The sequence below is a fragment of the Amycolatopsis acidiphila genome, from assembly GCF_021391495.1.
Lineage (GTDB): Bacteria > Actinomycetota > Actinomycetes > Mycobacteriales > Pseudonocardiaceae > Amycolatopsis_E > Amycolatopsis_E acidiphila.
In genome coordinates, this window is record NZ_CP090063.1 from 6,092,183 (window position 1) to 6,104,582 (window position 12,400).

Sequence of the window (12,400 nt, forward strand, 5' to 3'; positions counted from 1 at the left end):
CCGGGTCGGCGCAGCCGCCGGGACCGCCTCGTGCAGTCCGGGCCAGGCGCGCGGGTGCCCATCGTCAGTCCCTCGGGTCGTCCGGGTCCAGGCCGTGCAGGGGGAACACCGCCCGGCGCGTGTCGCGGATCGCGATGTCCACCGGGTCGTCGTCGCCGTCGCCCCAGGGGCGGTAGGCGGTGTCGGCGCCGTCGGACATCTCCGTCGGGAGCTCCGCACGCGGCGCGGCCTTGCGCACCATGTCCGCCCACCCTGGCGGGATCGGCGTCTCCGGCTTCACGTCGCGGTCGAGAACGGTCGCCAGCAGATGCGTCCACGACCGCGGCACCACGCGGATCAGCTGGTACCCGCCACCACCGACGGCGAGCCACTTGCCGCCCGCGTAGCGCTCCGCGAGCTCGCGCAGGGCCGTGTAGATCGTGCGGTGCCCGTCGACCGAGAGCGACAGGTCCGCCAGCGGGTCCTCCTCGTGCGAGTCGACACCGCATTGGGTGACCAGCAGCTGCGGCTCGAACGCCTCGACCAGCGACGGCACCACCGCGTGGAAGGCCCGCAGCCAACCCGGGTCATGCGTGCGGGGCGGGAGCGGGATGTTCACCGCCGTGCCGTCGGCGGCGCCGTTCCCGGTCTCCGAGGAGTAGCCGGTGCCGGGCCAGAGCGTGAAGGGGTGCTGATGCAGTGAGACGGTGAGCACCCTCGGGTCGTCGTAGAAGGCGGCCTGCACGCCGTCCCCGTGGTGGACGTCGGTGTCGATGTACGCGATCCGTTCGAACCCGTGGTCGAGCAGCCAGGAGATCGCGACTGCGCAGTCGTTGTACACGCAGAAGCCGGCGGCGTGGTCGCGCATCGCGTGATGCAGGCCTCCGGCGATGTTCACCGCGCGGCGCGCCTCCCCTTCGGCGATCTTGCGCGCGCCGAGCAACGTCGAGCCGACGACCAGGGCCGACGCGTCGTGCATGCCACTGAACACGGGGTTGTCGGAGGTGCCCAGGCCGTGGCCGACGTCCCAGCCCGCCATGGGCGCCTGTTTGACCGCTTCGAGGTACTCGCCGGCGTGAATGCGCAGCAACTCGGTGTCGCTCGCGGGCTCCGGGACTAGCAGGGGTACACCCTCGAGAACACCCAGTTCGGTGGCGAGCCGGATGGTCAGCTGCAGCCGTACGGGGTTGAACGGATGTTCGCCGCCGAGGTCGTAGCCGAGCAGTGCGGGGTCCCAGACGACGGCGGGCTGCTCCATGCAGCCCGATGGTAGCCGGGGTCAGCCGCGTTTTCGCGGCCCGATCACCCCGGCTGACTGTCGGTGCCAGCGACTACCATGGATTCCTGCGGACGAAGGGGACATCGTGAACGATCTCATCGACACCACAGAGATGTACTTGAAAACCATCTTCGAGCTTGAAGAAGAGGGTGTCGTGCCGCTCCGCGCCCGCATTGCCGAGCGACTGGAGCAGAGCGGGCCGACGGTGAGCCAGACCGTGGCCCGCATGGAGCGGGACGGCCTGGTGCGTGTCGCCGACGACAGGCATCTGCAGCTGACCGACCACGGTCGCGAGCTGGCCACGGCCGTCATGCGCAAGCACCGGCTGGCCGAGCGCCTGCTGCTCGACGTCATCGGGCTCGAGTGGGAGCAGGTGCACACCGAGGCGTGCCACTGGGAGCACGTGATGAGCGAGGCGGTGGAGCGCAAGCTGATCAAGCTGCTGGACCACCCGACCACGTCCCCGTACGGCAACCCCATCCCGGGTCTGGACAAGCTGGACCACGCGAGCCAGCCGGCCCCGCCGGCGGAGGCCGACCTCATCCGGCTGGACGAGTTCGCCCGGACAGGTGGCGGCTCGGTGGAGATCCGGCGGATCGCCGAGCACGTCCAGCTGGACGAGAAGCTGATGGTGGATCTCAAGCAGGCGGGCGTCGTGCCCGGCCGGACGGTGAAGGTCGGCCGCGCGGCGGGCGGCGGCACGGTCGAGGTGACCGGCGAGATGGCGGCCGTGCAGGTGCCGATGTCGGTGCTGCACGCGGTGCTGGCGCAGGCTCGCTGAGCGGCTCGTTCTGGGGGTGGCCTTCGCGCTGACGGGCGCTAGGCGCGGCGCTTACGCACGCTCGCTGAGCGGCGGTTCGCGCCGACGTCGCCGCGCGCAGCGCTGGCGCACGCCCGCTGAGCGGCTGGTTCTGGGGGGTGGCGTTGGCGCTGACGTCGCTGCACGCGGTGCTTGTGCGAGCTCGCTGAGCGGCTCGTTCTGAGGGGTGGCCTTCGCGCTGACGGCGCTGCGCGCGGCGCTTGCGGCTCGTCGAACGGCTGGTTCTGGGGGGTGGCGTTGGCCGCACTCGCTGGCGCCGTGTCGTAGAGGTTCACGAGGGCTTGCCGTGGCCCGTCGAATGTCCGCGATGCGATTGTTCCGGCCCGTGACCAGGGGCTTACTAGCTATGGAAGCGCATGGCGCCGGAGTGGATCGCGGACGTGTTCAGCTGAGGGTGCGGGTGTGTTGGCAGCCGGGGCCGGCTTGAGAACCCGTTCGAGCACTCGATTTGCGATGGGGAAGCGGCAGTCTGCGGTCGCCACACGGTCCGGCTTCGCGAGGCGAGAGGATTCCGGCACACTGGGTAGGCGGTCCCGGCGGGACGGGACCGCGGGAACCCGAACCTCGCGGCAGGGCGAGCCAGGGTTCCGGTGGAAAACGGGAGTGTGAGCTCCTGGCAGTGGTGGGGACAGGCGTCCCGGCAGAAATGGGTGAGGGTTGAACGAGAGGCAGAGCCGGGGAGCCGCGGGGTTCCAGGCACACGTAGCAGCCGCCGAGGCGTTCCGTTCGGTGCACGACCGGGCGCCCGCCGGCGTGTGGTCCGCACCGGGACGGGTCAACCTGATCGGCGAGCACACCGACTACAACGACGGCTTCGTCCTGCCCTTCGCCCTCCCGCACCGGCTCGCCGCAGCCGCGTCGCCGCGTGACGACCAGGTGCTGACGGTTGCGACGCTCGGCTCCGACGGGCGCATCCAGCAGGCCGACCCCGTCGAGATCCCGTCACTGAAGCCAGGTTCCGTCGAGGGCTGGGCCGCCTACCCCGCCGGGGTCGCGTGGGTGCTGCGCGACCAGGGCATCGACCGCGGTGCAGACGTCGTGCTGGCCGGCGACGTGCCGACCGGCGCGGGACTGTCCTCCTCTCATGCGCTCGAGTGCGCGGTGTCGCTCTCCCTGCTCGGCCTGCACGGGCAGGAGCTCGACCAGCCCGGCACGCCGGACCGGATGCAGATCGCACGCTGGGTGCAGCGCTCCGAGAACGACTTCGTCGGGGCGCCGACCGGCCTGCTCGACCAGACCGCGTCCCTGTGCTGCACCGAGTCGCACGTGTTGTTCCTCGACGTGCGTTCGGGCGAGACCGAGCAGGTGCCGTTCGACACCGCCGCTGTCGGGCTGCGCATCGTCGTCATCGACACCCGAACGAAGCATTCGCACAGCGAGTCCGGCTACGGCGACCGCCGCCGCGGCACCGAGCGTGCGGCCGACCTGCTCGGCATCAAGGCGCTGCGGGATGTTCCGATGGCCGACCTGGACGCCACGCTCGGCCGCCTGCCCGCCGAACTGGCACCGCTGGTGCGGCACGTCGTGACCGAAAACCAGCGAGTGCTCGACGTGGTCGATCTGCTGCACGCCGGCCGGCTCGAGGACATCGGCCCGTCCCTGGACGCCTCGCACACCAGCATGCGTGACGACTACCGAATCTCCACGGTCGAGTTGGACACCGCGGTCGAAGCCGCCCGCGAAGCCGGTGCCCTCGGCGCACGCATGACCGGCGGCGGCTTCGGCGGTTCGGCGATCGCCCTGGTGCCCGAGTCGAAGGTCGACGCCGTCGAGGCCGGAGTCACGGCGGCTTACGAACGCGAGGGCTGGCGTGCCCCGCGCACGTTCGTCGCGGTGCCGTCCGCCGGGGCGGGACGCGACGTCTGACGCGCTGTTCGTGCGGGAGTGCATCCTGTGCGGGGCTCACAGCTCGGTGGTCCACACTGGGCGCCACCACCACCTCCTTCAGCAGTCTCCGAGAAAGGCTCCCGACAACTCATGGCCCTCAAACTGATCGTCACCGGCGGCGCCGGGTACGTCGGCAGCGTCTGCACGGCCAAGCTCCTGGAAGCCGGGCACGAGGTCGTCGTGGTGGACGACCTGTCGACCGGTCACGCCGACGCTGTGCCGGACGGCGCCCGGCTCGTCGAGGGCGACGCCGCGGACGCGACGGCGTCGCTGCTCGGCGAGGGTTTTGACGGCGTGCTGCACTTCGCCGCCAAGTCGCTCGTGGGCGAGTCCATGAGCGACCCCGGGAAGTACTGGCACGGCAACGTAGTCACCGCCATCCGGCTGCTCGACGCGATGCGCGAGCACGGCACGCCGCGACTGGTGTTCTCCTCCACCGCCGCGACCTACGGTGAGCCCGAGAGCTCCCCGATCCGCGAAACCGCGCCCACACGTCCGACCAACACCTACGGCGCGTCGAAGCTGGCGATCGACCACGCCATCACCAGCTACGCCCGAGCGCACGGCCTGGCCGCGGTGAGCCTGCGGTACTTCAATGTCGCAGGCGCATATGGCCAGTACGGCGAGCGGCACACGACCGAGACCCACCTGATCCCGCTCGTCCTGCAGGTCGCCACCGGCGACCGGGAGCAGGTGCAGATCTTCGGCGAGGACTACCCCACCGAGGACGGCACCGCGGTGCGTGACTACATCCACGTCGCCGACCTGGCCGACGCGCACCTGCTCGCACTGCAGCACGCCGCCGCCGGTGAGCACCGCATCTACAACCTCGGCAACGGCACCGGCTTCTCCGTGCGGCAGGTGATCGAGACCTGTCGCCAGGTGACCGGCCACGAGATTCCGGCAGCCGTCGCGCCCCGCCGCGCAGGCGATCCCGCCGTGCTGGTCGCCGCGAGCGATCGCGCCCGCGAGGACCTCGGCTGGAAGCCCGAACGCGCGGACCTGCACGGAATCGTCAGTGACGCCTGGCGGTTCACTCAGCAGCGGCGCGCGGCCTGAGTGTTCCGGCCGGCTCAGCTGTTTGCCCGGGAACCCGTCGCGGGCGGCCGGGAAGCGGCGGGCTGCGCCGCGTGGCCGGTCTTGGGCGCTGCCCGGTTTAGGCCGGTCTTGTCGAGGGTCGCTGGCTGTCCCTACGGGGAGTGGCGACCCACTGCCCAGTGGCGTGCCTTCGGCGCTGCTCGATTCATGCGGGTCTCGCCGAGGACACTTCCGCGGTTGACGGGCGGGTAGGAAACGTTGCCCATCGGCGGGACCGCACTGGAGTGAACCCAACGGTGGTGTACTCGGAGACGCCGCAGACGGGGCTGATCGCGGCCCGAGCGTGGCGGAAACGTCCGCGGGACGCCCATCGCTGCCGACCGGGAGCGGCCGGGAAGCGGCGGGCTGCGCCGCGTGGCCGGTCTTGGGCGCTGCCCGGTTTAGGCCGGTCTTGTCGAGGGTCGCTGGCTGTCCCTACGGGGAGTGGCGACCCACTGCCCAGTGGCGTGCCTTCGGCGCTGCTCGATTCATGCGGGTCTCGCCGAGGACACTTCCGCGGTTGACGGGCGGGTAGGAAACGTTGCCCATCGGCGGGACCGCTCGAACTGAACCGGACGGCGGTGTACTCGGAGACGCCGCAGACGGGGCTGATCGCGGCCGGAGGTGGCGGAAACGTCCGGGAGAATGCTCGTCGCGTCGGGATCGGCGAGGCATTCACCGGGCGCTCCGCCGCCGAGGGCCGTCTGGCCCAGGCCGGTTAGGGCGAAGGACCACCGTCTCCAGCTGACAGAGGTCTGCGGGAGTGCTTCGCGTCGATGCTCACGACGTAGCTCGCGGAGTGTCCGGCGGGCAGAGGGCTCCCAGGTGGTCGGTCTCGGCAAGAGCGGTGAGGCGATCGGGCGGGAAGGCTGTCCTGAGGCAGCGCGAGAGCAGTCCGGCGAGGACGTTCGCCGGATTGGCCTCCAGGGCGTTGTCCGCGGCGATGCCGGCCAGGGCGCCTTCACCGCGGAGGTACGCCGAGTACGTCAGCAGCACCGCCGGCTCGGTTCGTTCGGGGGCTGGAGTGCGCCGGACCAGCTCCAGCCACAGACGTTCCGCCTGGCGGCTCGCGTAGGGGACGGTGGCCAGGGCCAGGCAGGCATCTCGGACCGCGGTGTTGGACAACGCCAGGGCCAGGTCGACGACCTCCTTGTCCGAAAAGGACAAATCGCCTCGGCGAACACGGCCGAGCGCGGAGCGGACGAGCGCCAGGCCGTGGTCCCGCCGGCGCTCCGCGGTGACGGAGGGGTCCAGCGCATCAACGGCCGCATTCATCAGCTCGGCACGGCGTCGCACCGCCGCCTCATCGTCCGGGGCGAGCTGGTCGGCCAACTCCTCGCGGCTGTCGAACGTGACGTGCCCGCTCGCTGCGAAAACCGCGGCCGTGACGGTGCTGTTCTCATCGGGCAACACGCCTTCGCAATCTTTCTCGAGATAGCAATGCCAAGGTGCGCCTGCGCGGATTTCCGAAGCCCAGGTGGCGTGCTGCACCTTCGGACCCAGTACGGCAAAGGCCGCGCACAAGAGCTCGACGAGCCTTCGGTGCGGTGGCGTTGTCGGCGGTGGCTGCGATGGATGTCGGCCGACGACGACGATGTTGACTGCCCTCACCGCACTGTCGGCGAAGATTTCCATCAGGGCCTGCACTATGTCCGGCTCGTGTTCGGCCGCGGGCAGGTCCAGGCGCACCGCCGGGCACACCTGGCCGCCGTCGGGACCGCCGAGCCCGAGCACGACGAGCGAATCCGCGGGCCGGAAGCCCAGCAGTGGAGGCAGGGAGGCGATCAACTGTGCAGGTTCGCGGACGCTGACGCCGGTCCTGCCGTCGGCGAGGATTTTCGTGGTGGTGGTCACGACTCCACGATGGCGGATGGCGGGGCGGTGGTGGGAAAAAGTTGGTTCGGGTGTGGACAACCGGGGTGGTGTGGACAAGTTGTGCACATGCGGGCGCGGTGTTGGGCGGGAGGTGGCGAATTGGAGCGTGTTGGGCGACAGCTCGGGGCTTGGACGGGGTGGGGTGGCGCTGGAGCGGAGGCCGCGGGGTGGCGGATGCGCGGGTGGGATCTGCGGGCGTGGGATACGTGGCGGCGCGGGACGCGTGAGAGGCGCGAAGCGCGAGGCGCCCGGACACGCGAGCGCGGGTGGGATCTGCGGACGTGCGATGCGCGTCAGTGCCGGAGGCGTGAGGCGTGAGAGGGGCGAGGCGCCCAGACACGCGAGCGCGGGACGGGCCGAGCTCCGGAGGGGCGGAGGGCTGGGTCTGCCCGCAGGGTCGATCGCCGGACGAGACCGGAGGCCCGCGGAGCATGAGCCCCCTCTTGTCCACATCGGACGTGACAGGGTTCGACGACGCCGCTGCAGGGGTTCGAGGTGGTGGAATCCCCGACGGAGCCGCCCCGCGGCCAGGTCGCCGTGGCGACAACCCGGGCCCGGCCACAGCAGGCCCCGCCACAGCAGCACAGGCCCCGCCACACCAGAGCAGGGCCCGGCCACAGCAGGGCCCGACCACACCACAGCCCCGCCACAGCAGGGCCCGACCACACCACAGCAGGGCACGGCCACACCACAGCCCCGCCACAGCAGGGCCCGACCGAAAGGACGCCGGCACCAAAGACCGCGATCCGCACCAAACCCCTCCACCCACGGGTTGAGACCCGGATCAACCCGGAAGCCACCTGCGCACTGACGCGCCCCGGCGCGAGGGAGCAGAAGCTGGACGGGAACCGAAAGGAGAACCGGGATGGATCCCGTCGAGGTCCTGCTCTACCTAGTCATCGCCGCCCTGGTCATCTGGCGCGTGGTGTTCCGGCAGCTGCGCGGCAGCACCATCACGGTGCGCGGGCTGATCATCATCCCGGGCATCCTGCTGGTGCTCGGGCTCGAGAACTGCGCCCGCGCGCTACCCAAGGCCACCGGCGGCGAGATCGCCCTCCTCGCGGTCGACCTCGCGGTGCTGCTCGTCCTCGGCGTCGCCCGCGCCGCGAGCGCCCACCTCGACGTCCGCGACGGGTACGCGTTCCAGAAGGGCACCACCCTGACCCTCGTGCTCTGGCTGGTGACGATCGCGATCCGCATCGGGTTCGGTGTCGCCGGTGCGCGGACGGGGCTCGCGGGGCCACTCACGTCCTCGTCGGTCCTGCTCTCGATGGGCCTGAGCATCGGGGTGCAGAACGTCCTCGTCTACAGCCGGGCACGCCGCCGCGAGCTGCCGATCGCGACGAGCAGGTCCACCGTCGCCCGGGGTTGAGGCATTCTGAACGGCATGACGCTGGACATCCGGCGAACACGGGTCTCGCTGGCGCTCGACTCGATGCGCTGGCTGCTCGTGCTGATCCCGCTGGTCAGCTTGTCACCCCAGTTCACCCGGTGGACCTGGCCGGTGGCGGTGGTGGCGCTGGCCGGGTCGCTGCCGATGATGTGGCTGCCGACGCGCCCCGGCTGGCTGCTGCCCGGTGGCCTGATCGTCCTCGCCACCGCGAGCGGAATCCTGTGGGTGCTGCATCCGGCCAGCCTGATCTCGGTGGTCGTGTTCACCACGATCTTCTACGCGGCACGCTTCCTGCCGCTGCGGGCCGCGCTCGTGATCGGCGTCGTGATGGCCGCCGCCATGACGGCCCAGTTCCTGCGCTACCACGTGAGCCTGCGCAGCGCCCTGCTCGACTTCTCGATGACCGCCGTCGTGATCCTGCTCGGGCTCGTCCGGCGCGGGCGGGCCGCGAGGCTGGAACAGACCGAGCTCGCCCTCGCCCGGGCACGCACCGCAGCCGAGGAGCACGCCGTCGCCGCGGCGCTCGCCGAACGGGCACGGATCGCGCGGGAGCTGCACGACGTGCTCGCCCACTCGCTGTCCGGGCTCGCCCTGAACCTGCAGGGTGCCCGCCTGATGCTGGTGCGGGACGGCGCGAGCCCGGAAGCGCTCGCGCAGATCGAGCGTGCGCAGCAGCTCGCGGGCGACGGGCTGGCCGAGGCACGCAAGGCGGTCGCCGCGCTGCGCGAGGACCCGGTCCCGCTGGAGCGGGCGATCGACGACCTGCTCGCGGGCTACCGGCTCGACACGAGGGCGGCCGCGGAGCTGACCGTGCGGGGCGAACCCCGCCCGGTCGACGCGGCGACCGGCACGACCCTGCTGCGGGCCGTGCAGGAGGCGCTGTCCAACAGCCGCAAGCACGCACCGGGCGCCCGCGTGCAGGTCGAACTGGTCTACTCGGCCGACGAGGTCGAGGTCACCGTGCTCGACCACCAGGGCAGGCGGCCGACGCCGGGCGCGGTGCCGGGCTACGGTTTGCGCGGGATGCGCGAACGCGCCGAACTGCTCGGCGGGCGGCTCGCGACGGGCCCGGGGGAGGACGGATGGCGGGTACAGCTGACGGTGCCGGCGTGAAGCCGCTGCGCGTGGTCCTCGCCGACGACCAGGCGGTCGTCCGCGAGGGCCTGGTGACGCTGCTCGGCCTACTGCCGGAGGTCGACGTCGTGGGGGCCGCGGCCGACGGGATGGAGGCGGTCGAACTGGTCGCCGAGCACGAACCGGACGTGCTGCTGGTGGATCTGCGGATGCCGCGCTGCGACGGGGTGGAGGCGACGGCGCGGGTGCGCGCGGAACACCCCGGCACCGAGGTGGTGGTCCTGACCACCTACGCCGACGACGAGTCCCTGCTGTCCGCGTTGCGCGCCGGGGCGCGGGGCTACCTGACGAAGGACGCCGACGCGGAGTCGATCGCGCGGGCACTGCGCTCGGCCGCGAACGGGATGTCCACTGTGGATTCCGAGCTGCAGCGGCGGCTCGTCGAGGCCGCGAGCCGGGCACAGGCGCCGCGCACCCGCGAGGTCGAAGGCCTCACCGCGCGTGAGATCGAGGTCCTCCGGCTGATCGCGGGTGGACTGTCCAACACGGAGATCTCCCGCACGCTCGTCATCAGCGAGGCAACGGTGAAGACGCACGTCAACCACCTGTTCGCGAAGGCGGGGCTGCGGGACCGGGCGCAGGCAGTGGCCTTCGCGTACCGGACCGGACTGGTGCAGCATTAATCGAATCTTTACCGCGACGTGCTCGATCGGGCAATAGACGGCACCCTTGCTGGGATGATGCTCTGGCGAGTCGTCTCACAACCTGTTCCGGTGACCACCACCGTCACCACGACCACGCCCCCGCCGGAACCGTCGTTCGACCCGGCCGCCCTCGCCCGATCGGTCGGTGGCGCGGTCAACCGCGTCGGCGGACGGTGGCCTCGCTCGGCGCGGACGAATCGTTCTACACCGCCTCCCTGGTCAAGCTGCTGATCGCGCTCGACGCCCTGCACACCGGTGGCTGGCACGCGCCGAGCGCACGCCTGGACGCGAGCCTCACCGAGATGATCTCGGCCAGTCACGACGGGGTCGCCGATGCCCTGTGGGACTCGGGTGGCCGCTCCGCCATCGTCACCGTCTACAGGTCCCTCACCCAGCAGGTGCCGCCCGAGGCGAGCGGCCCCATCCTCGACGCGCTGGCCGCCGCGACCAATCCCGCCGCGGACGGCTTCCCGCAGTACTTCGGCATCCCCGACGGCCTGCCGGGCGGGCCCTGGGCGGCCAAGCAGGGCTGGATGAAGATCCGGCGTGCGGTCGTGCTGAACACGAGCGGGCTGGTCGCCTCGAGGTACGTCGTGGTGCTGCTGGCGGAGTTTCCGCTGAGCACGAGCCACGGGCGGGCACGGGCGGCGCTCACCGCCGGTGCGGCCGCCGTGGCACCCGGGCTCGCGTCCTAGACTGCTCAGCCGTGTCCGATCAACCCAAGCTGCGGCGCCGGGTCGCCGATGCCGCGGAAGCCGTGCTGCGCAAGCAGAAGTACGTCGCGCCGGTGGACGTACTCGTGGGGCTGCGGTGGCTGAAGCCGGCCGGTGTCGAGGACTGGCGGCTCGGCCGTCGGGGTCCGCTGCTGGACGCCCTGCCCGTGGACGGCGTGAAGGTGCTCACCGCGTTCGAGCACCTGCACGACTGGGCCCGCGAGCGGGGACTGCGGCCGAGCGAGGCCGTGTACCTGGCGGGCACGCGGGACAGGCGACCGCTCGTGTTCGCGGAAGACGAGGCGCTGCAACGGGTTTTCCGCACGCACTGGGTCTCCCCGGAGTTGTCGGACAAGCAGCGCGAAAAGCTCGAAGCCCGGCAGAACCAGGCGCCGGACCTGGTCGTGCTCTCCCCGCACACCGACTGGACGTGCACCGGCTGTGGTATCCGGTCCGCCGCGGGCGAGTTCCAGTACCCCGAGGACGACCGGCCGCTCTGCCTGTCGTGCGCGGACTTCGACCATCTGGTGTTCCTGCCCTCGGGCAACGCCGCGCTGTCACGGCGCGCGAAGAAGGAGAGCACGCTCGCCGTGCTCGTGACCCGCTTCAACAAACGCCGGAAACGCTATGAGCGGCAAGGAATCCTGGTCGAGGAGGCCGCGCTCGAACGGGCGGAGGGCCAATGCCTCGCCGACGAGGACGTGCGGGCCCGCCGGCGGGAACGGGACGCGGTGCGCCGCGCCGCACAGGACGTCGAGTTCCAGGCCGCGATGGCCGGTGAGATCCGCCGGCTGTTCCCCGGCTGTGGTGCCGAACGCGCGCAGGCCATCGCCGAGCACGCCGGCACCCGGGGCAGCGGCCGGGTCGGCCGGTCCGCGGCGGGCCGCGCGCTCGACGACGAGGCGGTGCGGCTCGCCGTGGTCGCCTCGATCCGACACGAGGACACGGACTACGACGCGATGCTCATGGCCGGGGTGCCCCGGGCGGAGGCACGCGACCGGATCCGGCCGGGCATCGACCGGGTGCTGGCGCGGTGGGAGCGCGGCTAGGTCTGTTTCCCAAGCGGCGGCCGCCTGCCCACGCCGGCAGGCGAACGTGGTCGCTAGCCGTGCGCGATGTAGGCCTGGAGCTGCTCTTGGCTGGTCTCGAGCTCCTCCATCCGGGTCTTCACCACGTCACCGATGCTGACGATGCCGGCCAGCCTGCCCCCGTCGAGCACGGGGACGTGCCGGACGCGGCGCTGGGTCATCAGCACGCTCAGGTCGTCCACCGAGTCCCGCGGTGTGCAGGTGGCGACGACGGTGGTCATGATCTCCGAGACCGGGCACGACAGCAGCGCTTCCCCGCGTTCGTGCAGCTTCCGCACGACATCCCGCTCGGAGACGATGCCCGCGACGCCATCCGGGCCGAGCACGGGCATGGCGCCGATGTTGTGCTCGGCGAGCCCGGCCAGCAGCTCTCTGACCGTGGTCTCCGGAGAGACGGTGGCCACCGACGTGCCCTTGTTGCGCAAGACGTCCGCGATCCTCATCCGGCACCTCCCGGTCGTGATCTGGTTCACATCAGGTTAGGGGGCATCGCTCGATCACGAAAGCCACG

General features: G+C 71.3%; 11 protein-coding genes. 8 read left to right on the forward strand and 3 right to left on the reverse strand.

Annotation, left to right across the window (positions count from 1 at the left end):
* Positions 1–64 precede the first annotated feature (64 nt).
* Positions 65–1,237, reverse strand: coding sequence for an acetoin utilization protein AcuC (locus tag LWP59_RS29885; RefSeq protein ID WP_144646141.1), 1,173 nt, complete (start codon positions 1,235–1,237; stop codon positions 65–67).
* A 106-nt stretch (positions 1,238–1,343) separates the two neighbouring features.
* On the opposite strand from LWP59_RS29885, the gene LWP59_RS29890 reads away from it, so the two are divergent.
* The 3 genes from LWP59_RS29890 to galE all read left to right on the forward strand — a co-directional run bounded on the left by LWP59_RS29890 (position 1,344) and on the right by galE (position 5,024).
* A complete protein-coding gene (locus LWP59_RS29890) occupies positions 1,344–2,039 on the forward strand; it encodes a metal-dependent transcriptional regulator (RefSeq protein WP_186383653.1) in 696 nt (231 codons plus the stop codon).
* A gap of 696 nt (positions 2,040–2,735) precedes the next feature.
* Positions 2,736–3,944, forward strand: a complete 1,209-nt coding sequence (gene galK / locus LWP59_RS29895; protein WP_144646137.1) for a galactokinase — start codon at positions 2,736–2,738, stop codon at positions 3,942–3,944.
* Positions 3,945–4,055: 111 nt separating this feature from the next.
* Positions 4,056–5,024: a UDP-glucose 4-epimerase GalE gene (gene galE / locus LWP59_RS29900; protein ID WP_144646135.1), complete on the forward strand. Its 969-nt coding sequence runs from the start codon at positions 4,056–4,058 to the stop codon at positions 5,022–5,024.
* Between the two features lie 798 nt (positions 5,025–5,822).
* Here the strand turns inward: galE and LWP59_RS29905 are convergent.
* Positions 5,823–6,896, reverse strand: coding sequence for a DUF4192 domain-containing protein (locus LWP59_RS29905; RefSeq protein ID WP_186383652.1), 1,074 nt, complete (start codon positions 6,894–6,896; stop codon positions 5,823–5,825).
* A gap of 886 nt (positions 6,897–7,782) precedes the next feature.
* Between LWP59_RS29905 and LWP59_RS29910 the strand changes: the two genes are divergently transcribed.
* The 5 genes from LWP59_RS29910 to LWP59_RS29930 all read left to right on the forward strand — a co-directional run bounded on the left by LWP59_RS29910 (position 7,783) and on the right by LWP59_RS29930 (position 11,850).
* Positions 7,783–8,289 (forward strand): DUF1453 family protein, encoded by a 507-nt coding sequence (locus LWP59_RS29910; protein ID WP_144643750.1) that lies wholly within the window; start codon positions 7,783–7,785, stop codon positions 8,287–8,289.
* 15 nt (positions 8,290–8,304) lie between these two features.
* Positions 8,305–9,423, forward strand: a complete 1,119-nt coding sequence (locus LWP59_RS29915) for a sensor histidine kinase (RefSeq protein WP_229858472.1) — start codon at positions 8,305–8,307, stop codon at positions 9,421–9,423.
* Positions 9,393–10,067 carry a response regulator gene (locus tag LWP59_RS29920; RefSeq protein WP_144643751.1) on the forward strand — a complete coding sequence of 225 codons (675 nt, stop codon included), beginning with the start codon at positions 9,393–9,395 and terminating at the stop codon, positions 10,065–10,067. The genes LWP59_RS29915 and LWP59_RS29920 overlap by 31 nt, the downstream gene beginning before the upstream one ends.
* Positions 10,068–10,261: 194 nt before the next feature.
* Positions 10,262–10,783 (forward strand): hypothetical protein, encoded by a 522-nt coding sequence (locus tag LWP59_RS29925; RefSeq protein WP_144643752.1) that lies wholly within the window; start codon positions 10,262–10,264, stop codon positions 10,781–10,783.
* A gap of 11 nt (positions 10,784–10,794) precedes the next feature.
* Positions 10,795–11,850, forward strand: a complete 1,056-nt coding sequence (locus LWP59_RS29930) for a DUF2293 domain-containing protein (protein WP_144643753.1) — start codon at positions 10,795–10,797, stop codon at positions 11,848–11,850.
* A gap of 53 nt (positions 11,851–11,903) precedes the next feature.
* On the opposite strand, the gene LWP59_RS29935 is transcribed toward LWP59_RS29930, so the two are convergent.
* Complete coding sequence (locus tag LWP59_RS29935; protein WP_144643754.1) at positions 11,904–12,332, reverse strand: CBS domain-containing protein; 429 nt, start codon at positions 12,330–12,332, stop codon at positions 11,904–11,906.
* Between the last annotated feature and the right edge of the window lie 68 nt (positions 12,333–12,400).

What these genes read in the sequence shown, in the direction of transcription:
- LWP59_RS29920 (WP_144643751.1), top strand. Translation starts at nt 9,393, where the DNA reads ATGGCGGGTACAGCTGACGGTGCCGGCGTGAAGCCGCTGCGCGTGGTC.
- LWP59_RS29935 (WP_144643754.1), bottom strand. Translation starts at nt 12,332, where the DNA reads ATGAGGATCGCGGACGTCTTGCGCAACAAGGGCACGTCGGTGGCCACC.
- galE (WP_144646135.1), top strand. Translation starts at nt 4,056, where the DNA reads ATGGCCCTCAAACTGATCGTCACCGGCGGCGCCGGGTACGTCGGCAGC.
- LWP59_RS29885 (WP_144646141.1), bottom strand. Translation starts at nt 1,237, where the DNA reads ATGGAGCAGCCCGCCGTCGTCTGGGACCCCGCACTGCTCGGCTACGAC.
- LWP59_RS29915 (WP_229858472.1), top strand. Translation starts at nt 8,305, where the DNA reads ATGACGCTGGACATCCGGCGAACACGGGTCTCGCTGGCGCTCGACTCG.
- LWP59_RS29910 (WP_144643750.1), top strand. Translation starts at nt 7,783, where the DNA reads ATGGATCCCGTCGAGGTCCTGCTCTACCTAGTCATCGCCGCCCTGGTC.